The organism is Duganella radicis, assembly GCF_009720825.1.
Taxonomy (GTDB): domain Bacteria; phylum Pseudomonadota; class Gammaproteobacteria; order Burkholderiales; family Burkholderiaceae_D; genus Rugamonas; species Rugamonas radicis.
The window spans coordinates 17,384-40,874 of sequence record NZ_WNKY01000018.1 but is presented as its reverse complement, the minus strand read 5'-3'; the positions used below and the strand labels follow the sequence as shown (position 1 = coordinate 40,874).

Here is a 23,491-nt window from a genome sequence, read left to right as displayed (position 1 = left end):
GGCGGACGGTTTAGCCGCGGCCGAAGATGGCGTGGACGAGGTGGCCGATGATGATGCCGGTGGTCAGGCCGCCGGCGATCTCCACCAGCGTGTGCCCCATGCGCTCGCGCAGCCATTTGTGGCCGCCATCCTCCTTGGCGATGCGGTTGATCGCGGCCGCCTGCTTGCCGACGTGCTGGCGCAGGCTGTTGGCGTCGATGATCACGATAAAGCACAGCGTCACCGCCACCCCGAAGGCCGGATGACCGATGCCCTCGCGCAGGGCGATCAGGGTCGCCATGCTGGACACCACCGCGCTGTGATTGCTCGGGAAACCGCCGTTGCCGACCAGATTGAAGGCCCATTTGCGCGCCTTGGCGCTGTTAATCAGGAATTTGATCGGCCCCACCGTGATCCAGGTGATCAGCGGGGTGACGAGATAAGCGATGTCCATCGTGGCAGTCCTATGCATTTTTGTGGCGACATTATGGCAGACGGCCCCCAGCGGCGGAAGCAAGTAATATAAAATTCAACTTACTTCAATCATTTCCAAAAAGACAACCATGCAGCACTTCCGCGTTTCCTTTGCCGTCACCTTCATCCTCATGGCCCTGGCCGGCTGGTGGGGCTACAACCATGGCGGCGCCAGCGGACTGGCGCAGGCGCTGTGGATCACGGCGGTGCTGGGCGTGATGGAAGTCTCGCTGTCGTTCGACAACGCGGTGGTCAACGCCTCGGTGCTGCGCCACTGGAACGCATTCTGGCGCAAGCTGTTCCTGACGGTCGGCATCCTGGTGGCGGTGTTTGGCATGCGCCTGATCTTCCCGCTGCTGATCGTCTCCATGGCCACCGGCCTGGGCCTGGTCGACGTCTGGCACATGGCCACCACCACGCCGGAAGAATACTCGCGCCACCTGACCGGCGCCCACGCCGAGGTGGCGGCCTTCGGCGGCGCCTTCCTGCTGCTGGTGTTCCTCAACTTCCTGTTCGACGACCAGAAGGAACTGCACTGGCTGGGCTGGATGGAGAAAAAACTGGGCCAGCACGGCACCGAGAGCCTGTCCGTGCTGCTGGCGCTGGCGGCGGTGTTCGGCTGCGTGTCGCTGGTCCAGGCCGAGGAACAATACAAGGTGCTGACCGCCGGCGTGGTCGGCGTGATCGTCTACCTGGCGGTGGGCTGGATCAGCAGCCTGCTGGAGGAAGAGGAACCGGAGGACGACGAGGACATCACCGAAGCCGGGGTCGGCCCGGTGGTGGCCACGGTGGCCAAGGGCAGCTTCGGCGGCTTCCTGTACCTGGAAGTGCTGGACGCCTCGTTCAGCTTTGACGGCGTGATCGGCGCGTTCGCGATCACCTCGGACGTGGTCATCATCATGCTGGGGCTGGCCATCGGCGCCATGTTCGTGCGCTCGCTGACGGTGTTCCTGGTGCACAAGGGCACGCTGGAGGAGTACGTCTATCTGGAGCATGGCGCGCATTACGCCATCGGCATCCTGGCCCTCATCATGCTGGCCAGCGTGAAATACCATATTCCGGAATGGTTCACCGGCCTGTCGGGGGTGGCTTTCATCGCCGTGTCGCTGTGGTCATCGGTGCGCCACAAACGCCGCCAGGCGGCGTGATAAGATGCCCAACATTGCCTGAACCAGAACACCATCATGACCACTTCCAAACGCGTCTTCGTGTACTTTATCGGCCTGCTGGCCGCCGCCCTGCTGCTGCTGTCCGCCTACACCTGGGCCATGCTGCACATCTCGTATTCGGACGGCGAGCGCGCCGGCTACCTGCAAAAATTCTCCAGCCGCGGCTGGATCTGCAAGACCTGGGAAGGCGAAATCCTGCTGACCTCGATGCCGGGCGCGATTCCGGAAAAATTCGAATTCAGCGTGCGCGACGAGCAGGTCGCCAAAGACCTGACCGCCGCCACCGGCAAGCGCGTGGTGCTGACCTACGCCCAGCACAAGGGCGTGCCGACCCAGTGCTTCGGCGAAACCGAGTACTACATCACCAAGGTGGCGGTCCAGCCTTGAGGTGAAGCGTGTCCGGTTGATTTCCGGTAGACTCGGCCTTTTACCGGAACTTCAACTATGCAACGTACCCTCTTTGCGGCGGCGGCGCTGGCCGCGGCCGGCATGGCATCGGCGCAGGAAGTGACAGCCTATGGCGGCGTGTTGCGCGTCAAGGAGGCTGACGAAGCCACCTTCAGCGCCGGCGCCTCCTACTCCCATCCGCTGGGCGAGCATTTCGCCCTGAGCCTGAGCTATCTGAACGAAGGCCATCCCCTGAGCCACCACCGTGACGGCGTCGCCAGCCAGGTGTGGGTGCGCAGCGGCAGGAACGTGCCGGGCTGGAGCTTTGGCGCCGGCGTCGGGCAATATTACTATTTCGACACCGTCGACCTGCACAGCCGCAGCGGCACCCGCTACAGCAACGATCACGGCTGGGCGAATATCTACAGCGTGCAGGCCACCTACCATTACCCGGACAGCCGCTGGTACAACCAGGTCATGGTCAACCGCATCAGCCCGTCGGGCAAGGACGCGACCACCTCGCTGATGCTGGGCGTGGGCTACCAGTTCAACGGCGTCAAGGGCGACAAGCTGCACGTGGAGGGGCCGGCGGCCGACGAGGCGCTGACCGTGATGGCCGGGCAAGGCATCACCAACAGCCTGCGCTCGGAAAGCACCGCCATCGGCGCGCTGGAATACCGGCGCGCGGTGGGGCGCTATGTCGACTGGACCGTGACGGCGCTGTACGAAGGCAACACCGCGCAGAGCAAGCGCAACGGCGTGGCCACGCAGCTGTGGCTGATTCGCTCCCTGAACCAGAAAGTGGAATTGGGCATGGGGGCCGGGCCGTACTTCAACGCCCAGGTGCCGGATGGCCGCGGGCAGCGCTCGCACCGCGCGGGGCTGGTCACGGTCGGCGCGCGCTACCACCTGGACCGCCGGGTGGTGGCCGAAGCGGCCTGGAACCGCGTCGTCACCGACTACCACCGCGACGCCGACCTGCTGCTGATCGGCCTCGGCTACAGCTTCTGAATCCGGCGCCGGGCCCGGACTTTTAACGGGCGCGCCAGACGGCTTGGGCTGGCGCGGCCTGGCGGGCCGCTTCCTTGCGGGCGCGGGCGTCGTCCAGCGTGGCGACCACGGTGCCGCCCTCCGCCGCCAGCGCTTCTTCCGCCGCCACCTTGGCCTGCACCGACGCCAGCACTTTCTGCGCCGCCGCCAGGCGACGGGTTTCCAGCTCCAGCAGTTTCTGCTTGGTCGCGGTCATCGCGGCCGTGGTGTCGGCCACCTTGCGCTGCATGGCGGCGTGCGCCTGCGCGGCTTCCAGCAAGGCTTTCTGCGCCGCGGCCTTGTCGGCCACCGCCTGTGCGGCCGCCTGTTCGGCCAGCTCGCGCTGATGCATGGCTTCGGTTTCAGCCTGCGCCTCGTCGGCGCGCTGGCGGGCGCTGGCCGCCACCGCCTTCTCCGCTTCCAGACGGCCGGCGATCGCCTGCGATGCCCGCACTTCCGATGCGGTGGCGATGCGCTGCTGGGTCAGCTTCTGGTCGATCAGCGCCAGCGACTTGCGCTCGGCCTCGACGAATTCGCGCTCGGCTTGCAGCAATTCTTCCGCCTTGGCGGCCTTCTCCTGTTCCACGCGGGCGCGCTCGGCATGCACCACGCCCAGTTCCACCGCCAGGCTGGCTTGCGCCGCCAGCGCTTGCGCGGCAATCGCTTTCTGCTCGGCCTCGGCCGATACCTGGGCCGCCATCACGCGCGCCGCTTCGGCTTCCTGATTGGCCGCGTCGGCCAGGCGCTGATCGGCTTCGCGCTGCTGGCGCAGGGCTTCGGTCTGCGCGCGCTCGGCGGCGACGCGCTGCTGCGCCGCTTCGGTGGCGCGCTGTTCGGCATCCAGCTTGTCTTTCAACGCGACGATGGCCTGCTGCTCGGCGGCGGCTCGCTCCTGCTCGGCCGCCAGCAACGCGGCGGCCTGCCCGGCGCGCTGTGCGGCCACGGCATGGGCGGCGCTCTGCGCTTCCACGTGCTGGGCCAGGGTGGCGATTTCCGCCTGTTCGGCGGCGTTCTGGCTGGCGGCCAGTTCGGCGGCGGCGCGCGACATCGCCTCGCGCTCCTTGGCCAGTTCGGCGGCGCGCTGCTGTTCCAGGCTGTCGGCGCGGGCCGCCTCGGCGGCGGCTTCATCGGCGGCCTGGCGCAGCCTGGCCTGTTCCATGGCTTCGGCTTCCGCCTCCACCTTGGCCAGGGTCGCCATCTCGGCTTCCTCTTCCGCCTGCACCCGGGCCAGCGCCACGGCGCGCAGCTGATTGTCGACTTCGATGCGCGCCTCGGTGGCGGCGATGATGCGGGCGTCCGCTTCGCGGCGCGCTTGCGCGCTGGCGGCGGCCACCGCTTCCATGCGCTCGCGGTGGATCGCGGCGTCGCGGATTTCTTTCTCGGTTTGCAGGCGCAGGCGCAGCGATTGCGCGGCGCTGCGCTCGGATTCGGCCTTGGCCTGGGCGATCTGCTCGCGCTCCTGCTCCAGATGGGCCAGCGCACGCGCCTCCTCCAGCGCGCGCACTTCGGCGGCGGAGCGGTTGAAGGCCGATTCCAGCGCGATCTGGTCGGCGCGTTCGCGCTGCTTGGTCAGTTCCAGCGCCTCCGCCTCCGCTTCGGCCAGCTGCTGCGCGGTCAGGCGGGCGGCGGCGGCGTGGCGTTCCCGCTCACGGGCCAGGGTGGCGACGCGGGCGTCGGCCGAGGCGATGCCAACCACCTCCTCCTTGGCGGCCTGCACGGCGGCCACGCGCTCGGCGGCTTGCAGGCGGGCTTGTTCGGTTTGCGCTTGCAGTTCGGCGGCGGCGCGCGAGGCTTGCTCGGCCAGTTCCGCCTCGGTGGCAATGTGTTCGTGGGCGCGCTTGCGGTTTTCCTCTTCGGCCCTGGCGCGCTCCTCGGCGGCCTTGCGGATCTGGTTGTCGGCCTCGGCGCGGGCGCGCAGTTCGGCGGTTTCCTGCTTGACCGCGTCCAATCGGGCCACGCTGGCCTGGGCGGCGGCGCGCAGCGACTCCAGGCGCTCCTTATTGGCCTTGATCGCCTCTTCCGACGCCTGGGCGTTTTGCAGCGCCACGGCGGCGGCGGCGGCGTCCATGGCGGCGCGGTCCTCGGCCAGCGCGCGGGCGCGGGCTTCGGCATGGGCGCGGCTTTCGGCGGCGCAGGCGGCCTTGGCTTCGGCTTCCACCCGCGCGATGGCTTCCTGGATGGCTTTCATTTCCATCGCGGCGCGCGGCATGACGGCAGGCTCCTCCGCCTCGTGCAGCGAGACCATGGGGATGGGGAGCAGATCGTTGTCGTTCATGAGAGTTCTCGCTAAAGAGGATTTCCGAGCTCTCATTATCCGGTGGCGGTCAGGCAAGCCGAACCGCAAGAAGAGGCGGAAAAACCCGCCAATTCTCACAAACGGCGGAGTTGATGACCAAATTACAAAATAGTCACAGCCTGCCAGGTCACGCGTTTTCGCGTATGCTGTCGCCTATGAATAGCACCTACCCCACTTCGGCGCGCGGGCCGGCGGACCACGAGGTCCGCGACCAGATCCTTGCCGCGGCAACCGAGCACTTCAGGCACTACGGCTACGCCAAGACCACGGTCTCCGACCTGGCCAAGTCGATCGGTTTTTCCAAGGCTTACATCTATAAATTCTTTGAATCCAAGCAGGCCATTGGCGAGGCGATCTGCGCCACCTGCCTGCGCCAGATCGAAACCGAGGTCAGCGCCGCCGTGGCGGAGACCGATTTGCCGCCGGAGAAGCTGCGGCGCATGTTCAAGGCCTACACCGAGGCCACCCTGCGCCTGCTGTTCCATGACCGCAAGCTGTACGAGATTGCCGCCTCGGCCGCCACCGAACACTGGCCGTCGGTGCTGGCCTATGAGGAAAGGATAGGCAAACTGCTGCGGGAAGTCTTGCAGGCAGGCCGCCAGAGCGGCGACTTCGAGCGCAAGACGCCGCTGGACGAAACCGCCACGGCGATTTACCTGGCGATGCGCCCCTACCTGAATCCCCTGTTGCTGCAATACAGCCTGGACTACACGGAAGACGGCCCGACGCAATTGTCCAGCCTGGTGCTGCGCAGCTTGTCGCCCTAAACTATCTTCACGCCGCCTGACGCCTACACCGGCAGCGGCGGCTCGTCCATCAGCGCCACCTGTTCGCGCAGTTCCAGCACGCGGTCTTGCCAGTAGCGTTGGGTGTTGAACCAGGGGAAGGCGGCCGGGAACGCCGGGTCGTCCCAGCGGCGCGCCAGCCAGGCCGAGTAGTGGATCAGGCGCAGGGTGCGCAGCGCTTCCACCAGATGCATCTGGCGCGGATTGAATTCGCAGAAGTCTTCGTAGCCGGCCAGGATATCGCTCATCTGGCGCACCTGCTCGGCCCGCTCGCCGGACAACATCATCCACAAATCCTGGATCGCCGGCCCCATGCGCGCATCGTCGAAGTCGACAAAGTGCGGACCTGCATCGGTCCACAGCACGTTGCCGCCGTGGCAGTCGCCGTGCAGGCGCAGCTGCGGCAGTGCGCCGGCGCGGTCGTAGCAGCGGCGCACGCCGTCCAGCGCCTGCTGGACGATGGCGGCATACGAGGCCTGCAAGTCCGGCGGGATGAAGCCATTGGCCTGCAAGAATGCGCATGGCTCGGTGCCGAAGGTGTCGATATCGAGTGCCGGACGGTGCTCGAACGCCCGCGCCGCCCCCACCGCGTGGATGCGGCCGATGTAGCGTCCGGTCCACTCCAGCACCAAGGGATCGCCCAGCTCCGGCGCGCGCCCGCTGTGGCGGGTGAACACGGCAAAGCGGAAGCCTTGGTAATGATGCAACGTGGCGCCATGCGGCGCCAGCGCCGGCACCACCGGGATTTCAGCCGCAGCCAGTTCCTGCGTGAAAGCGTGTTCTTCCAGGATGGCGGCGTCGCTCCAGCGGCCGGGACGATAAAATTTCACCACCAGCGGCTGGTCGTCTTCGATGCCGACCTGGTAGACACGGTTTTCATAGCTGTTCAGCGCCAGCAGGCGGCCATCGCCGCGCAAGCCGATGCTGTCGAGGGCGTCGAGCACGCAGTCCGGGCTCAGGGCGGAATAAGGGTGAGGTGCGGTCATAGCCGCCATTGTAAGGGGCGCGGCGTGTATACTGTCGCCTTCAACCAAAGAAAAAGAGCAAGTTATGCAACTCGACCAGCCACTGAGCGACAAAGAATTCGACGAACTGGACAATTTCCTGCTGTCCGACCGCACACCCGAAGATGCCATGACCATGGACATGCTCCATGGCTACCTGACCGCCATCGCCATCGGCCCGGAAACCATCATGCCGGCCGAATGGCTGAAGAAAGTCTGGGGCAAGGAAGACACCGACATCCCCCAGTTCAAGCATGAGAAGGAAGAACAGCGCATCGTCCACCTGATCATGCGCTTCATGAACGAAGTGCTGGTGACGTTTGAAGTGGCGCCGAAGGAGTTCGAGCCGCTGTTCGTCGAGCACGAGCACGAAGGCCAGACCCTGATCAACGCCGAAGCCTGGTGCTGGGGCTTCTGGGAAGGCATGGAGCTGCGTCCGGGCTCGTGGGACCCGATCTGGGATTCCGAGCAATCCGACCTGATGCGCCCGATCTACCTGCTGGGCGCCGACGAGATCGAGGAGGAAGAACTGCCGCTGGTGGAAGACCCGGTCAAGGCCCACAAGCTGGCGCTGGAACTGGAAGCCAACCTGCCGAACATCTACAAGTTCTGGCTGCCGCGCCGCAAGGCCGGCGTCGAAACCGTGAAGCGCGACGAGCCGAAAGTCGGCCGCAACGACGACTGCCCTTGCGGCAGCGGCAAGAAGTACAAGAAGTGCCACGGCGCCGAATCGGCGGAATGACAGAGGTCGCCGTCTTTCTTCTACAGTAGAATTCAGGCATCTTTTTGCAGGATGCCTATGTTCGCCCTCCCCTTCAAGCTGCCCACCACGGCCACCGCGCCGTTCTGTCCCTCCGAAGTCGCCGGCACCGTCACCGTGCCGGAGGGCGATCCGTTCTGGAAAAAAATCCTGCGTTTTGCCGGCCCCGGCCTGCTGGTCTCGGTCGGCTACATGGACCCGGGCAACTGGGCCACGGCGATTCAGGGCGGCTCGCAGTTCGGCTATCAGCTGCTGTTCGTGGTGGTGCTGTCCAGTCTGGCGGCCATCGTGCTGCAATGCCTGAGCATGCGGCTGGGCATAGTCACCGGCAAGGACCTGGCCGTGCATTGCCGCGAGCAGTATCCGCCCGCTGTCGGCAAGACGCTGTGGGGCTTCGCCGAGATTTCCATCATCGCCTGCGACCTGGCCGAGGTGCTGGGCTGCGCGCTGGCCTTCAAGCTGCTGCTGGGCGTGTCGCTGCCGGTGGGGGTGGCGCTGACCGCGCTCGACACCATGATCGTGCTGGGCCTGAAAGGCAAAGGCTTCCGCCAGGTGGAAGCCATCGTGCTGGGCCTGATCCTGACGGTGGCGATCTGCCTGTTCACCGAACTGATCTTCGTGAAACCGGACTGGCAGGCGGTGGCGGCCGGACTGGTGCCGTCGATCAGCGCCCTGTCCTCGCGCGAGCCGCTGTACCTGGCGATCGGCATCCTTGGCGCCACCGTGATGCCGCACAACCTCTACCTGCACTCCTCGGTGGTGCAGACGCGCGTGGTGGCGAACAATGAGCACGCCAAGGGCCAGGCCATCAGCCTGTCGCGCATCGACACCGTGGTCTCCCTGCTGCTGGCCCTGCTGATCAACGGTTCGATTCTGGTGCTGGCCGCCGCCGCGTTTCACCAGCCCGGCAACCAACGCGTGCTGGACATCGACGAAGCTTACCGCCTGCTGGAACCGGTGGCCGGCACCGCGCTGGCCGCCATCCTGTTCGGACTGGCCCTGCTGGCCTCGGGCCAAAGCTCCACCTTCACCGGCACCATCGCCGGCCAGGTGATCATGGAAGGCTTCCTGAAAATGAAGATCCCGTGCTGGCAGCGGCGCGCCATCACGCGCGGACTGGCGCTGGTGCCGGCCATGATCGGCGTGCTGACCTTGGGCGAACACGCGGTCGGCAAGCTGCTGGTGCTGAGCCAGGTGGTGCTGAGCATGCAGCTGCCGTTTGCCATGTATCCGCTGATCAGCCTGACCTCGCGACGCCGCATCATGGGCGGTTTCGTCAACGCCTGGTGGACCACGCTGCTGTCGTGGCTCCTGTTCGTGGTGATCTCCAGCGCCAATGCGTGGCTGGTGCTGCAAGCGTTTGCCTGAACCGTTCTATTTGCCCGCGACCCAGTCGTTGATGGTCCACTCCAGCACCGGCAGCGGCAACGCGCCATGGGAGAGGATCTGGTTGTGGAATTGTTTAAGCTCGAACTTCGTGCCTGCCTGCTGCCTGGCGCGCTCGCGCAGCGCCAGGATTTTCAGCATGCCGATCTGGTAAGCCAGGGCCTGGCCAGGATTGACGAAATAGCGCTCCACTTCGGCGGTAGCCTCTTCTTCCGTCATGCCTGCGTGGTCGATCATATAGCCGATGGCTTGCTCGCGCGTCCAGCGTTGAGCGTGGATGCCGGTGTCCACCACCAGCCGCGCTGCGCGCATCATCTCGCCGCTCAGGCGCCCCAGATTATCGAGCGGGTCTTTTTCAAAGCCCAGTTCATACGCCAGCCGCTCCGCATACAGCGCCCAGCCTTCGTTGTAGGCGGTGAACGGCAGGATGCGGCGGAAGAACGGCACGCCGCTCAGGTGCTGCGCGATCGACATCTGGAAATGATGCCCCGGTATGCCTTCGTGATACGCCGTGGTGCGCATCATAAAGCGCGTCACTTCCGCCGGATTGCGCAGGTTGGCGTAGAACACGCCCGGACGGCTGCCGTCGAACGAACCGATCTTGTAGTACGCGCCGGGCGCCGTGGCTTCCGACGATGCCGGCACCGGCTCCACTTTCACGCCCGACCGGGGACGCAGATCAAAACTGCCGCCCAGGCCGTGGTTCACTTCATCCAGTATCGCCTGATAGCGCGCCAGAATGGCTTGCCTGCCCTCCGGCGTATCCGCAAACATCTGCTCCGGCCGGTGCGCCAGTTGCAGCAGGCGCGCACCCACCGTGCCTTCCGACAAACCTTGCTGGCGCAGGATGCCGTCCATATCCTTTTCCACGCGCGCCACTTCGGACAGGCCAAGATCATGCACCTGCCGCGGTGTCATATCGGTGGTGGTGTGCTTGCGCACGCACCAGGCGTAGTAAGCCGCCCCGTTCGGCAGGCTCCAGGCGCCGTGGTTGGCTACCGCCTTCGGCTGCAGCGCGATGAAATAGGCGATCAGATTGCGATAGGCAGGATATACGCTGTCCTGCACCGCGCCGGTGGCCGCGGCCAGCAATCGCGCACGCGTGTTGGCATCCATCCCGGCGGCCGGAATCCGATCCAGCTTTTCCTTGAACGACGTCACCAGCTCATGCTGCGCGGCCGGCCTGGCGATGTAGGCCTGCATCTGCGTCAGCACCTTCTCCACCGTGAAGCGCGGCGGAATCACGCCCTTGGCCTCGCGCTGGCGCAGCGACGCGATCACCTGATCGAACTTCACCGGAAAACGCTGCAGGCGCTTGATGTAATTCTCCGCATCCTTGAGGTTCTCCACCGCGTGCATCTGCTGCATGAATTCCGGCAGCGCGCTCTGAATGCCGGCGTGCTGATTCACCGGAAAATCGTGCTGCAGATACGGCTCGCCATCGGCCAGGCTTTGCAGGAAGAAGTGCATGGTGTCGTAGGAGCGCTTCTCTTCCGCATTCAACGCAGCGCGGTCGTAGCGGTCCAGAATCGCGAGGTCTTCACGCACCGTCCGGGCCAGGCGGCGCTCATGTTCCGGCGAGGCGTCGGCCAGCTTGCCGCCGAAGAAATCCAGCCACGGCGGCACCATGCGCATGCTGGTCAGCAGCTCCGGGTTATCCAGCGCGAAGGTGGCAAACACCCGCGTGTAAAACCAGTCCAGCGTCAACGGCTTGAAGTAGATTGTATGCAGCACCAACGCGGCAATCAGCGGAACCACCGTCAACACCGCTATCCCCAGCCATTTCGCCACACGCATCATGCGCCGCTCCGCTATTGAAAAATACGTAACATAGCCGATTTCGGCGATCGCGTAAAATAAGCGCCCTTCAAGGAATTGTTTATGTCGAACGAAGTCTCCAAGCGGCTGCCGCCGCGCATCATCCTCTCGCCGGAGGAAATGGCCGCCAAAAAGCAGGCACTGGAACAGCGCGACGCTCAGATACGCGGCGTCAGCTCCATCCACGAAATGCGCGAGGCGATCAAGCAGGCGTCGCGGCCGCTGTCCGCCATCACCGACGTGCCGCGCGTGAAGCTGCGCGACGCCGCCAGCTTCCGCGCCCGCGCCATGCAGGGCGTGCCGTTTCTGGTCGATGGCGTCGTGGGCCGCTGGCCGTTGACCCAGCACACGCCGGACATCCTGCGCGAACGCTACGCGCAACTGCACGTGCGCGCCCGCGTGGGCGACTACATCGGCACCGCCTTCGCGGCCGACCGCGTCATGCAGGATATGACCATGCGGGAGTATCTGGACCTGGCCGACAGCACCGAGGGATTGCCGCCCTACCTGGGGAACCTCGAGCTGCGCGAGTTGAACAGCATGTGCCACTGGCCAGCCTGGTTCGAAAAAATGGGACCGGCGCGTTTCTGGATCGGCCCGGCCGGCACAGTCACGCCGCTGCATTGCGATTACGACGACAATATCTTCGCCCAGATCTGGGGCACCAAACGCATTTTCCTGGCGCCGCCACATCACGATGAGTTCCTGTATGTGAAGGAAGCCAGCGCCATGCTGTTTGGCTCGCCCTTCGATCCGGAAGCGCCGGACTACGAGGCCTACCCGCTGGCGCGCCGGGCCAGCCTGACCGAGATAATCGTCCATCCCGGCGACATGCTGTACGTGCCGGCCGGCTGGTATCACCAAGTGCGCGCGCTGACGTTCTCGCTGTCCTCCAACCGCTGGGCGCGCGGCGTGCCGCTGACGCTGGCGTCCGCCACGAAATCCGCCACTTGATCAAGCGTCGGCGTCAGCCTGCGCGGCTGTGCGCCAAAGCGCCATTCACCGGGTGGTCCACAGGCGCAGCATCAAGCCGCCGCCGGGCATGCCCCGGCACATCGGGCCGATGGAGGATTCTTTCAGCCGGAAACCTTCCGCGGTCCACAGCCACTGGTCGGCGCTGCCGCAGTCGGCCAGCCCGCGTCCCTTGGCAAATGAGCCCAGCACGCCCTTGTCGAAATAGGGTTCGATCAGCATGTCGTCGGTCTTGCCTTCCACATTCGGCAGCAGAATGCGCACCGCCTTGTGTGGCGGCTTGTCGTTGACACGCCAGATGCCATAGGCTGCCTGATAGGCGCCGCGTGTGCACTCCAGGAATACCAGCACTTCGGTGGCGGACAGGCGGGCGATTTCGCTGTTACGGCCATACTCCGCACGCGGCGCATCGGCATCGCAATCGGCGTCGCGCAAGGTTTTGAGGATGGCGGGCAGCAGTTTGGCGTCGCTCTCGCGCGGCGAAGGAACGGCCTGGGCGCGCAGCACAGGCGCGGACAACGCGGCCGGCACCGCGCTGGCAGGCTTGGCGCCCGGGCGCGACAAGGCGGTCACCGTACCGACGCGGCCTTGCAGGTCATCCATCTTCAGCAGCGCGGCCTTCAGGCCAGCCAGCGAGAGCTCCCATTCATGCCGCCCATCCGCGACAAGGGCGACATCCGCTTCTTTCAGGGCTGGCAGCAGGCGTGCGATGTGCGCGGCGCTGAGCACGCCGCCCACCGGGATGCCACTCACCACGGTAGCGCCGGCGCGGATGGTGTACGGGCCGGTGTCGTCCTGTTCGAATTGTGCGTCCATGCGCGCGCTGACGGCGGCGTTGCCGCCGGCATCGCGCGCCAGCCACAAGGTGACCGGCTGCTCGAAGCCCTCCGCTTGATAGCCGACCGCCTCGCAATGGCGGGTATTGTCGCAGGCGACCACCCAGTCTTTAAAGGAAAACTGCTGCGCCGTGGCGCTGAACGAAGTCAAGGCGCCCAGCGCCAGCAGCAGCGCCTTCATCACAGTTTGATGAAATGCTCGCGGTAGTACTTCAGTTCTTCGATCGATTCGACGATGTCGGCCAGCGCGGTGTGCTTTTGCGCTTTCTTGAAGCCGCTCACCATTTCCGGCTTCCAGCGCTTGCCCAGCTCTTTCAGCGTGGAGACGTCGATATTCCGGTAGTGGAAGTAGGCTTCCAGCTTCGGCATGTAGCGCACCATGAAGCGGCGGTCCTGGCCGATGGTGTTGCCGCACATCGGCGCCTTGCCCTTCGGTACCCACAGCTTCATGAACTTGATCAGCTCCTCTTCCGCCTCGGCTTCCGAAATGGTCGACGCCTTCACGCGCTCGGTCAGGCCCGAGCGGCCGTGGGTGCCCTTGTTCCAGGCGTCCATCTTGTCCAGCGTTTCGTCCGACTGGTGGATGGCCATCACCGGGCCTTCGGCCAGCACGTTCAGGTGCATGTCCGTGATCACCATGGCAACTTCGATAATGCGGTCGGTGTCCGGTTCCAGGCCGGTCATTTCCATATCGACCCACACCAGGTTGAACTCGTTCTGACGCGGCGTCACTGGCGCGGCAGCGGAATCTTCTGGCAAATCAGTAGCTTGTGACATAATTCTCTCTTGGCTAAATTAATCCGAATCCGCCATTTTCTCACAGGCACAGAATGTATTCACTTGCGTTTTCGATTTTGTTCGTATCTTTCATCATTTTGACCCTGCTGGTCCGCTTCTGGCTGGCCTCGCGCCACATCCGTCACGTGCTGGCGCACCGCAGCGCCGTGCCGGCCGAATTCGCTGAGAAAATCCCCCTGGCCGCCCACCAGAAGGCGGCCGACTACACCATCGCCCGCACCAGGTATGGCCTGCTGACGCTGATGGTCGACACCCTGGTGCTGGTCGGCTTTACCCTGCTGGGCGGCCTGCAATGGCTGTCGCTGCAAGTGTTCGCCGTCACCGGCCCCGGCATGTGGTACCAGATCGCCCTGGTCGGCGCCTACAGCGTGATCGCCGGCGCCGTCAGCCTGCCGTTCGACTACTACCGCCAGTTCGGGCTGGAGCAGCGCTTCGGCTTCAACAAGATGGGCAAGGGCCTGTTCTTCAAGGATCTGATCATGTGGACCGGCGTCGGCATCGCGCTCGGCCTGCCGCTGCTGTGGGTGGTGCTGACCCTGATGGCCAAGGCCGGCGACCTGTGGTGGCTGTACACCTGGGTGGTGTGGACCGGCTTCCAACTGCTGATGATGGTGCTGGCGCCCAACCTGATCCTGCCGCTGTTCAACAAGTTCACGCCGCTGGCGGACGCATCGCTCAAGGCGCGCATCGAAGCGCTGATCGCCCGCGTCGGCTTTGCCTCGCGCGGCCTGTTCGTGATGGACGGCTCCAAGCGCAGCGCCCACGGCAACGCCTACTTCTCCGGCTTCGGCGCCAGCAAGCGCATCGTCTTCTTCGACACCCTGCTGGCGCGCTTGCAGCCGCAGGAGATCGAGGCGGTGCTGGCGCACGAGCTGGGCCACTTCAAGCTCAAGCACATCGTCAAGCGCCTGGCCGCGATCTTCGCGCTGTCGCTGGGCTTCCTGGCCCTGCTTGGCTACCTGAAAAACCAGCCGTGGTTCTACGACGGCCTGGGCGTCAACCCGCTGGCCCTGCCGGGGCAAAGCAACGACGCCATGGTGCTGCTGCTGTTCATGCTGGTGCTGCCGGTGTTCACCTTCCTGTTCAACCCGCTGACCTCGATCGGTTCGCGCAAGCACGAGTTCGAGGCGGACGCCTTCGCCGCCCGGCACACCGACGCCCGCGACCTGGTCTCGGCGCTGGTGAAAATGTACGAGGACAATGCCTCGACCCTGACGCCCGATCCGCTGCACTCGGCCTTCTACGACTCGCACCCGCCGGCCAGCGTGCGCATCCGTCAACTGAAACTGGCGGCGCAAGCATGAGTGATCAGCGCACCGCCACCATCATCGCCGCCCACGGCCGCCACTACCTGGCGGAGTCGGACGGCCTCAAGCTGCAATGCGTCACGCGCGGCAAGAAGACCAATGTGGCCGTGGGCGACATCGTCCACATCACCCTGACCTCGCCCGACCAGGGCGTGATCGACCAGATCGAAGAGCGCAAGACCCTGCTGTACCGCTCGGACCAGTACAAGTCGAAGCTGCTGGCCGCCAATCTGACCCAGCTGTTCATCGTGGTGGCCACCGAGCCCGGCTTCACCGACGACCTGGTCTCGCGCGCGCTGGTGGCGGCCGAGGCGGCCGGCATCAAGGCCCACCTGATCCTCAACAAGACCGACGTGGTGGAGGCGCTGGAACGCACCCGCGCCCGCGTGGCGCCCTACGCCGCGCTGGGCTACCCGGTGCACGAGGTGTCGGCCAAGGGCCGGCCGGAGCAAACCCTGGCCCTGCTGAAACCGCTGCTGGCCGGCCAGTCGTCGATCCTGATCGGCCAGTCCGGCATGGGCAAGTCCTCGCTGATCAACCTCTTGATCCCGGAAGCCGACATCGCCACCCGCGAAATCTCGGCCGCGCTGGACACCGGCAAGCACACCACCACCTTCACCCGCCTGTACACCCTGCCCGAGCTGGGGCCGGATTCGGCCATCATCGATTCGCCCGGCTTCCAGGAGTTCGGCCTCTACCATCTGAGCGAGGGCATGCTGGAGCGCGCTTTCGTAGAATTTGCGCCATACCTCGGGCACTGCAAGTTCTACAATTGCCGCCACCTGATCGAACCCCAGTGCGCGGTGCTGGCCGCCGTCGAAGAGGGCAAGATCGCCAGGATGCGGCATACCCTGTACGGCCAGCTCTTGCATGAATCCTCACAGACCCTGTATTAAAAACAAGGTTTTGTGTCTATAATGCTTTGAGGCAATTAGCCTTGGGGGTGTCATGGACATGTTTGCGCTGGAAGACGCGATAGCCGACTGGGAGGCCGCCCTGCCGCCCCTGCACGGTCCCGCGCGCCTCCCGGTGCTGCTGCCGCTGTGCTGGCACCTGCGCCAGCGCGACACGCCGCGCGCCCTGGAACTGGCCGCCGAAGGCCTGACCCTGCTGCCGGCCGCCGGCCTGCCCGCGGCGGACGCCCAGGCCATCGCCACCCGCTTCCTGCTGGTGCGCGCCGAGGCCACCTGGCTGTCCGGCCGGCTGGAGGACGCGGAGGAACAGGCGGCCGAGGCCTGCGCCCGCTTCGCCGCCATCGGCCAGCCGCTCGGCCGCGCCGACGCCCACTGGCTGCGCGCCTGGATCGCCATCGACAGCGGCGACCACCCGCGCGCCGAAGCCGAACTCGAACACATGGCCGGCGCCGCGCGCGAAGCCGGCGACGCCCAGCGCTGCGCCATCGCCGACGCCGTCAACGCCCGCTGGAGCGTGCTGCACGACCTGCCCAGCGCACAGCGGCGCTGGAGCCAGCGCTTCACGCCGCAGGAGGAGGCGCTGCCGGCCGTGGCCAGCTGGATCTACGACTACTACGGCCTGGCCGCCAGCCAGGCCAGCGATTTCGGCGCCGCCGCCGGCCACTACCTGCGCTGCTACGAGGCGGCGCTGGAAACCGGCCAGTTGCGCATGGCGATCACCGCCGCCGTCAACATCGGCCTCGACTTCACCATCCTCAACGACCACCACGCGGCGCTGGAATGGATGGAAAGCGCGCTCGGGCTGGCGCGCCGCGCCGGCTGGCCGCGCAGCATCGGCGTCTGCCTGATGCACACCGCCGACACCATGCGCCGGCTGGGCCGGCTGGACGCCACCGAGGAGCTGCTGCAAGAAGCGCTGCACATCCTGGCACCGCTGTCCGGCGCGCGCAGCTACGCCACCGCCCTGCACTACCTGGGCGACCTGTGGCTGGACAAGGCCGACTACACCGCCGCGCTGGACGCCTTCCGCAAATTGCAGGCGCGCGGCACGGCCCTGCGGCACGCCGACTTCCTGAGCATCGCCCGGCGCGGGCAGGCGCACGCGCTGTGCTTCCTCGACCGTCCGCAGGAAGCGCTGGCGATGGCGGAACAGGCCGCCGCGCTGGCGCAGGAACAGGCCAATCTGTACAACCACGTGGCGGCGCTGCGCGTGATGTCGGTGATCCATCTGCGCCACCGGCTGCCGGCGCCGGCCGGCATGACCGAGCCCAACGCCACCCTGCACTTCCTGCACCAGGCGCTGGCGGTGGCCGGCCACATCAACGGCTACACCCTGCCCGGCGACCTGCACGACGCGCTGGCGCGCGAATACGCGCAGATCGGCGATTACCGCAAGGCTTACCTGTCGGCCCAGCTGGCCGCCGCCGCGCGCGAAAAGACCCATAGCCAGGACGCCACCAATCGCGCCATCGCCATGCAGGTGCAGCACCAGACCGAGCATGCGCGTGCCGAAGGTTTGCATCACCGCGAGCTAGCGGCCGCCGAGGTGCGCCGCGTGCAGTTGCTGCAACAGACCACCGCCACGCTGGAACGCCTGTCGGTCATCGGCCAGGAGATCACCACCCACCTCGACGCCGGCGCCGTGTTCAAGGCGCTGCACCGCCACGTGCAGGCGCTGCTGCCGGCCCATTCGCTGGCGATTTATCTGTGCGACCCGGGCCACGACACCATCCGCCGCGTGTTCGGCATCGAGAATGGCCAGCCGCTGGCCGGCAACACCATCGAGATCGACAACCCGCGCGCCAACGCCGCCCGCAGCCTGCGCGAGCGCACCGAAATCTACGTGGCCGACGCCGGCCCGGACGACATCTTCCTCGCCCCCGGCACCGAGCTGATGACCAGCGCGCTGTACGTGCCGCTGCTGGTGGGCGAGCGCGCGCTGGGCGTGATGACGGTGCAAAGCAAGCAGGCCAACGCCTACGGCGCGCGCGAGCGCCTGATCTTCCGCACCTTGTGCGCCTACGGCGCCATCGCGCTCGACAACGCCGAGGCGTACCGGCAATTGAAAGATGCGCAGACCCAGCTGGTGTCGCAGGAAAAGCTGGCCGCGCTGGGCGCGCTGATGGCCGGCGTGGCGCACGAGCTGAATACGCCGATCGGCAACAGCCTGCTGATCGCCAGCACGCTGGCGCAAAAGACCGAGGAACTGGAAGCGCAGATGAACGGCAGCGGCCTGAAACGCTCATCGCTGGCCACCTATCTGGAGGACGCGCGCAAGGCGCACGAGCTGGTGATGCGCGGCCTGACCAGCGCCGCCAACCTGGTCAACAGTTTCAAGCAGGTAGCGGTCGACCGCACCACCGAGCAGCGCCGCCAGTTCAACCTGGCGCAGGTGTCGCAGGAAGTGATCGCCACCATGATGAACCGCATCCGCGCCTCCAGCCACCGCATCGACACCGACGTCCCGGACACCATCGTGCTGGACAGCTATCCCGGCCCCTACGGCCAGGTGATCGCCAACTTCATCAACAACGCCCTGCTGCACGCCTTCACCCGCGCCGGCAGCGGCGGCATGTGGCTGCGCGCGCACACGCCGGTCGAGGGCCGGGTGCTGGTGACCTTCCGCGACAACGGCAGCGGCATCGCGCCCGAGCACATGTCGCGCATCTTCGATCCCTTCTTCACCACCAAGCTGGGACAGGGCGGCAGCGGGCTGGGCCTGTCGATCAGCTACAACATCGTCACGTCGCTGATGGGCGGGCTGATTTCCGTGCACAGCTCGCGCGAGGGCACCACCTTCACGCTGGACCTGCCGCTGACCGCGCCGGAGCACCAGCAGCCGGCCGCCAGCCAGATCTACCACTGATCACGGCGACACGGCGGCCAGCGCCTGCCGCACATCCTCCAGCAAGTCATCGACATCTTCCAGGCCGATGTGCAGGCGGATCAGCCAGCCTTCACGTGGCTTCTGTAGCGGCGCCACCGCCACCAGGCTGTGGACCGCGCCCCAGCTGTTGCCCAGCCTGAAAAAGCGCAGGGCTGCCACAAAGGCCTCCACCGCCGGCAATCCCGGCTGGCGCAGCGTGAACGACAGCAGCCCGCTGCCCAGTTTGAAATCGCGCCGCCACAGCGCATGGCCCGGATCGGACGGCAGCGGCGGATAGTGCACAGTGGCCACCGCCGCCTGCCGCTCCAGCATCCGCGCCATCGCCAGCGCCGAGGCGAAGTGGCGCTCCAGCCGCAGGCCCAGGGTCTGCAAGCCGCGCAGCGCAAGGAAGCACTCGTCGGGCGGCACGTAATAGCCCAGCAATTCGCCGGTCTGGCGCAGTTCCTGATAGCGCCGCGGATCGGCCACCGTCACGGCGCCCATCAGCAGATCCGAATGGCCGCCCACGTACTTGGTCAGGGCCTGTATCGAGAAGTCGACGCCATGCGCCAGCGGCCGGAAGCCCAGCGGCGTGGCCCAGGTGTTGTCCATCGCCACCAGCGCGCCATGCGCATGCGCCGCCGCCACAATCGCCGGCACATCCTGCATTTCCAGCAAATTGGAGGCCGGGCTCTCCACCCACACCAGCCGCGTGCGCGGTTCGAACAACTGACCGATATCGGCGCCGCTGTGCTGGTACACGCTGCAACGCACGCCCCATTTGCCGAACAGTTCGCGCGTCACACTCAGCGTCGGCCCGTAGACGGCGGCCGGCAGCAGCACATGGTCGCCGGCCGACAGCACGTGGCTGCTGACCAGCGTGATCGCCGCCAGCCCGCTGGGCACCAGCATGGTATGGCCGCCGCCTTCGAGCTGCGCCAGCTTTTCCGCCAGCGCGTACTGGGTCGGCGTGCCGTTCTGGCCGTAACTGTAGCCGACCCCGGCCTGCTCCTGACGTCGCAGGAACGAGGCGACGTCGGGAAACAGGATGGTGGAGGCGTGAAACACGCCCTGGCTCAGCGACGCGAAGCCGGGCGGGATGTGCTCAGGCGGTTGCAGCAGTTCGGTGACGAGCTTGGCCATGGCCTCACGCCTCCACGAAGCGCACGGCGTCGCTGTCGATCAGCTGGATGCCGCCGAAACCGCGCCAGATGGCCTGATGGTGCTCGATGATGCGCACCGCCTCCAGGTGCGGGCGGTCGCGCGTGGTGTGCGCATCGGCCGCCACCGTCACGGCCAGGCCGCTGCTGGCGGCGTGGCGCACATTGGTGTCGATGCAGAACTCGGTGGCATAGCCGCAGATCACCACATGGGTGATCGCCCGCTGATTCAGCCAGGCCCGCAGCCCGGTGCCGAAGAAGGCGTCGCACTGGCGCTTGGCGCTGACGAAGTCGCCCGGCTGCGGCGCGATCGCTGGCGGGAAGCGCCAGCTGTCGCTGCCCTCCTCCCATTCGCAATCCGGTTCCGCGTGCTGCACGTAGACCACCGGCACCTTGGCGGCGCGCGCCGCCGCGATCAGCCCGCGTATGCGCTCCAGCACCAGCCCGGCCCGATGCGCCGCCGGCGCGATGAAAACGGCGTTCTGGAAATCGATGACGATCAGTGCGGTGCTCATGGTGCTACTCCTTGATGGACGGCAGCGGCGTATGCTGCCACTCCCAGTTGCGTTGAACGGCGGCGCAGGCGGCATCGGCGTCGCCGTCGCGCAGCGCCGCCAGCACGGCCTGGTGATCGCGCACCGATTCCAGCGCCATCGGCTGGTCGCCAAAATACGCCAGCTCGATGCGCTGGATGCGCGGCCGCAGCGTGGCCAGCAGGCGGGCGATCTCGGCATTGCCGCTGCGCTCGACCAGCAAGCCGTGGAATTGCATGTCCAGCCGGGTGGCGGCGGCGCTGTCGCCCTGCTGGATGGCCTGTTCCAGCGCGCGGTTGCTGTGATCGAGCGCGGCCAGATCCCCGGCGGTGAGATGCGCCAGGGCCAGCCGGACCGCCATGCCCTCCAGCGCCGCCACCACCGGATACAGCTGCATGGCCTCGGCCGGCTCGGCCGGCGCCACCTTGGTCCACTTGTGGAAGCTGGTCACCACCAGCCCCTCGTCCTCCAGCTGGCGCAGGGCTTCGCGCACCGGCGTGCGCGACACGCCAAGGCGCTCGGCCAGATCGAGGTCGCGGATGGTTTCCTCCGGTTGCAGGGTCAGATCGACGATCCATTGTTTCAGGGTGCGGTAGACCTCGGTGCGGGCCAGAGGACGGGCGATGGCGGGAGTATGGGCGGGAATCGGCATGGTAATGTGTAATATACTACATATCGCGCACGAGCGCCGCCCCGACGAGCATAATCTGTGGTAATTAGCCCCGCCCGCCGAATTACCTTTATAATTGTTCGGCTGAGCTACAGCCATCTGTCAGTTGTCATTATGCCTATCCAAAAACCGATCAAGCATTACCTGCAATTTTCCGACCTCACGCTGGACGAGTATGAGTACGTGATCGAACGCGCGCGCATCATCAAGCGCAAGTTCAAGAATTACGAGATCTACCACCCGATGATCGACCGCACGCTGGTCATGGTGTTCGACAAGAACTCGACCCGCACCCGCCTCTCGTTCGAGGCCGGCATGCACCAGCTGGGCGGCGCCGCCATTTACCTCAACACCCGCGATTCCCAACTGGGCCGCGGCGAGCCGGTGGAAGACGCCGGCCAGGTCATGTCGCGCATGTGCGACATCATCATGGTGCGCACCTTCGGCCAGGACATCATCGAGCGTTTCGCCGCCAATTCGCGCGTGCCGGTGATTAACGGCCTGACCAACGAACATCACCCCTGCCAGGTATTCGCCGACATCTTCACCTACATCGAGCACCGCGGCTCGATCACCGGCAAGACCGTGGCCTGGGTGGGCGACGCCAACAACATGCTGTACTCCTGGCTGCAAGCGGCGGAGGTATTCGGCTTCCACGTCAACGTCTCGACGCCGCACGGCTACGAGATGGACATGTCGCTGGTCTCCACCGACCGTTTCACCTTGTTCGCCAACCCGGCCGACGCCTGCGAGGGCGCGCACCTGGTCAACACCGACGTCTGGACCAGCATGGGCTACGAAGAGGAAAACGCCGCCCGCCTGAAAGCCTTCGACGGCTGGATCGTCGACAGCGCCAAGATGGCGCGCGCCGCGCCGGACGCGCTGTTCATGCACTGCCTGCCGGCCCACCGGGGCGAGGAAGTCTCGGCCGACGTCATCGACGGCCCGCAATCGGTGGTGTGGGACGAGGCGGAAAACCGCCTGCACATTCAAAAAGCACTGATCGAGTACCTGCTGCTGGGTCGAATCTGAACCCGCGCATCGAAACCAAGTAATCACCTAAAGAGAATCATCATGAGCGATATTAAAAAAGTAGTCCTCGCCTACTCGGGCGGCCTCGATACCTCCGTCATCCTGAAATGGCTGCAAGATAACTACCAGTGCGAAATCGTCACCTTCACCGCCGACCTGGGCCAGGGCGAAGAGCTGGAACCGGCACGCGCCAAGGCGCTGAAATTCGGCATCAAGCCTGAGAACATCTACATCGACGACGTGCGCGAGGAATTCGTGCGCGACTTCGTATTCCCGATGTTCCGCGCCAACACCGTGTACGAAGGCGAATACCTGCTGGGCACCTCGATCGCGCGTCCGCTGATCGCCAAGCGCCTGATCGAGATCGCCAACCAAACCGGCGCCGACGCCATCTCGCACGGCGCCACCGGCAAGGGCAACGACCAGGTGCGCTTCGAACTGGGCGCCTACGCGCTGAAACCGGGCGTGAAAGTGATCGCCCCATGGCGTGAATGGGATCTGCTGTCGCGCGAGAAGCTGCTGAAATACGCCGAAGACGCCGGCATCGCCATCGACATGAAACACAAGAACGGCGGCGCGCCCTACTCGATGGACGCCAACCTGCTGCACATCTCGTTCGAAGGCCGCCACCTGGAAAACCCAAGCGCCGAAGCCGAGGAATCGATGTGGCGCTGGACCGTCAGCCCGGAAAAGGCGCCGGACCAGGCCGAATACGTCGATCTGGAATACGAGAAAGGCGACATCGTCGCCATCAACGGCGTGCGCATGTCGCCAGCCACCGTGCTGACCGAACTGAATCGCCTGGGCGGCAAGCATGGCATCGGCCGTCTGGACCTGGTGGAAAACCGCTACGTCGGCATGAAGTCGCGCGGCTGCTACGAAACCCCGGGCGGCACCATCATGCTGAAGGGCCACCGCGCCATCGAGTCGATCACCCTGGACCGCGAAGTGGCGCACCTGAAGGATGACCTGATGCCGCGCTACGCCTCGCTGATCTACAACGGCTACTGGTGGGCGCCGGAACGCGTCGCGCTGCAAACCCTGATCGACCACACCCAGCAAACCGTGAACGGCTGGGTGCGCGTCAAGCTGTACAAGGGCAATGTGATCGTGGTGTCGCGCGATTCCAAGACCGACTCCCTGTTTGATATGAACATCGCCACCTTCGACGAGGACGGCGGCGCCTACAACCAGGCCGACGCCGGCGGCTTCATCAAACTGAACGCCCTGCGCATGCGCATCGCCGCCAACGCGCGCCTGAAGCGCGGCCAGTAAGCTTTCGCGCCCCACAGGCAAAAATGGCCGCTCGCTGAGCG

Annotated in this window: 21 protein-coding genes; 12 read left to right on the top strand and 9 right to left on the bottom strand. The window is 65.8% G+C overall.

All coding sequences use genetic code 11. From position 1 onward, the window contains the following. Window positions 1–10 precede the first annotated feature (10 nt). Window positions 11–433: a divergent PAP2 family protein gene (locus tag GM676_RS17075; protein WP_155464949.1), complete on the bottom strand. Its 423-nt coding sequence runs from the start codon at window positions 431–433 to the stop codon at window positions 11–13. A 109-nt stretch (window positions 434–542) separates the two neighbouring features. Here GM676_RS17075 and GM676_RS17070 point away from each other — a divergent pair, with 109 nt between their 5' ends. Genes GM676_RS17070 through GM676_RS17060 form a run of 3 tightly spaced genes read left to right on the top strand, consistent with a single transcriptional unit; the run spans window position 543 to window position 3,020 of the window. Next, complete coding sequence (locus GM676_RS17070) at window positions 543–1,601, top strand: DUF475 domain-containing protein (protein WP_155464947.1); 1,059 nt, start codon at window positions 543–545, stop codon at window positions 1,599–1,601. Window positions 1,602–1,637: 36 nt separating this feature from the next. Beyond that, complete coding sequence (locus GM676_RS17065) at window positions 1,638–2,009, top strand: DUF8785 domain-containing protein (protein ID WP_155464945.1); 372 nt, start codon at window positions 1,638–1,640, stop codon at window positions 2,007–2,009. A 57-nt stretch (window positions 2,010–2,066) separates the two neighbouring features. Next, window positions 2,067–3,020 carry a hypothetical protein gene (locus tag GM676_RS17060; RefSeq protein ID WP_229262736.1) on the top strand — a complete coding sequence of 318 codons (954 nt, stop codon included), beginning with the start codon at window positions 2,067–2,069 and terminating at the stop codon, window positions 3,018–3,020. Window positions 3,021–3,042: 22 nt separating this feature from the next. Here GM676_RS17060 and GM676_RS17055 read toward each other — a convergent pair whose 3' ends face one another. Then, window positions 3,043–5,313, bottom strand: a complete 2,271-nt coding sequence (locus GM676_RS17055) for a coiled-coil domain-containing protein (RefSeq protein ID WP_229262735.1) — start codon at window positions 5,311–5,313, stop codon at window positions 3,043–3,045. A 176-nt stretch (window positions 5,314–5,489) separates the two neighbouring features. Between GM676_RS17055 and GM676_RS17050 the strand changes: the two genes are divergently transcribed. After that, a complete protein-coding gene (locus GM676_RS17050) occupies window positions 5,490–6,101 on the top strand; it encodes a TetR/AcrR family transcriptional regulator (RefSeq protein ID WP_155464943.1) in 612 nt (203 codons plus the stop codon). 23 nt (window positions 6,102–6,124) lie between these two features. Here GM676_RS17050 and GM676_RS17045 read toward each other — a convergent pair whose 3' ends face one another. Continuing rightward, window positions 6,125–7,114 carry a serine/threonine protein kinase gene (locus GM676_RS17045; RefSeq protein ID WP_155464941.1) on the bottom strand — a complete coding sequence of 330 codons (990 nt, stop codon included), beginning with the start codon at window positions 7,112–7,114 and terminating at the stop codon, window positions 6,125–6,127. Window positions 7,115–7,169: 55 nt separating this feature from the next. Here GM676_RS17045 and GM676_RS17040 point away from each other — a divergent pair, with 55 nt between their 5' ends. Further along, the gene (locus tag GM676_RS17040; RefSeq protein ID WP_155464939.1) at window positions 7,170–7,865 is read left to right on the top strand and encodes a UPF0149 family protein; all 696 of its coding nucleotides are present in this window, start codon (window positions 7,170–7,172) and stop codon (window positions 7,863–7,865) included. A gap of 57 nt (window positions 7,866–7,922) precedes the next feature. Further along, entirely contained in the window at window positions 7,923–9,251 is a 1,329-nt protein-coding gene (locus GM676_RS17035; RefSeq protein WP_155464937.1) for an Nramp family divalent metal transporter, read from the top strand. Between the two features lie 6 nt (window positions 9,252–9,257). Here the strand turns inward: GM676_RS17035 and GM676_RS17030 are convergent, their stop codons facing one another. Then, window positions 9,258–11,069 carry a DUF885 domain-containing protein gene (locus tag GM676_RS17030; protein WP_155464935.1) on the bottom strand — a complete coding sequence of 604 codons (1,812 nt, stop codon included), beginning with the start codon at window positions 11,067–11,069 and terminating at the stop codon, window positions 9,258–9,260. Between the two features lie 81 nt (window positions 11,070–11,150). Here GM676_RS17030 and GM676_RS17025 point away from each other — a divergent pair, with 81 nt between their 5' ends. Continuing rightward, a complete protein-coding gene (locus GM676_RS17025) occupies window positions 11,151–12,041 on the top strand; it encodes a cupin-like domain-containing protein (RefSeq protein WP_155464933.1) in 891 nt (296 codons plus the stop codon). 45 nt (window positions 12,042–12,086) lie between these two features. Here GM676_RS17025 and GM676_RS17020 read toward each other — a convergent pair whose 3' ends face one another. Continuing rightward, a complete protein-coding gene (locus GM676_RS17020; RefSeq protein ID WP_155464931.1) occupies window positions 12,087–13,076 on the bottom strand; it encodes a DUF1176 domain-containing protein in 990 nt (329 codons plus the stop codon). Beyond that, on the bottom strand, window positions 13,076–13,672 hold the full coding sequence (orn, locus tag GM676_RS17015; RefSeq protein WP_211923246.1) for an oligoribonuclease: 597 nt from the start codon (window positions 13,670–13,672) through the stop codon (window positions 13,076–13,078). Before orn ends, GM676_RS17020 begins: the two co-directional genes overlap by 1 nt. A gap of 53 nt (window positions 13,673–13,725) precedes the next feature. Between orn and GM676_RS17010 the strand changes: the two genes are divergently transcribed. From GM676_RS17010 to GM676_RS17000, 3 genes are read left to right on the top strand one after another with little or no spacing between them, the layout of a single operon-like run. Beyond that, a complete protein-coding gene (locus GM676_RS17010) occupies window positions 13,726–14,997 on the top strand; it encodes a M48 family metallopeptidase (RefSeq protein ID WP_155464929.1) in 1,272 nt (423 codons plus the stop codon). Beyond that, window positions 14,994–15,896 (top strand): ribosome small subunit-dependent GTPase A, encoded by a 903-nt coding sequence (rsgA, locus tag GM676_RS17005; RefSeq protein ID WP_155464927.1) that lies wholly within the window; start codon window positions 14,994–14,996, stop codon window positions 15,894–15,896. Before GM676_RS17010 ends, rsgA begins: the two co-directional genes overlap by 4 nt. A 52-nt stretch (window positions 15,897–15,948) precedes the next feature. Then, window positions 15,949–18,780, top strand: coding sequence for a sensor histidine kinase (locus tag GM676_RS17000; protein WP_155464925.1), 2,832 nt, complete (start codon window positions 15,949–15,951; stop codon window positions 18,778–18,780). Here GM676_RS17000 and GM676_RS16995 read toward each other — a convergent pair whose 3' ends face one another. Genes GM676_RS16995 through GM676_RS32615 form a run of 3 tightly spaced genes read right to left on the bottom strand, consistent with a single transcriptional unit; the run spans window position 18,781 to window position 21,125 of the window. Continuing rightward, window positions 18,781–19,923, bottom strand: coding sequence for a trans-sulfuration enzyme family protein (locus GM676_RS16995; RefSeq protein ID WP_155464923.1), 1,143 nt, complete (start codon window positions 19,921–19,923; stop codon window positions 18,781–18,783). A gap of 4 nt (window positions 19,924–19,927) precedes the next feature. Beyond that, a complete protein-coding gene (locus GM676_RS16990) occupies window positions 19,928–20,455 on the bottom strand; it encodes an isochorismatase family protein (RefSeq protein WP_170304312.1) in 528 nt (175 codons plus the stop codon). A gap of 4 nt (window positions 20,456–20,459) precedes the next feature. Then, complete coding sequence (locus GM676_RS32615; protein WP_170304311.1) at window positions 20,460–21,125, bottom strand: GntR family transcriptional regulator; 666 nt, start codon at window positions 21,123–21,125, stop codon at window positions 20,460–20,462. A gap of 132 nt (window positions 21,126–21,257) precedes the next feature. Between GM676_RS32615 and argF the strand changes: the two genes are divergently transcribed. Together argF and GM676_RS16975 are read left to right on the top strand one after the other, a co-directional pair. After that, window positions 21,258–22,175 carry an ornithine carbamoyltransferase gene (gene argF, locus GM676_RS16980; RefSeq protein WP_155464917.1) on the top strand — a complete coding sequence of 306 codons (918 nt, stop codon included), beginning with the start codon at window positions 21,258–21,260 and terminating at the stop codon, window positions 22,173–22,175. A gap of 42 nt (window positions 22,176–22,217) precedes the next feature. Further along, complete coding sequence (locus GM676_RS16975; RefSeq protein ID WP_155464915.1) at window positions 22,218–23,450, top strand: argininosuccinate synthase; 1,233 nt, start codon at window positions 22,218–22,220, stop codon at window positions 23,448–23,450. The last annotated feature ends 41 nt before the right edge of the window (window positions 23,451–23,491 follow it).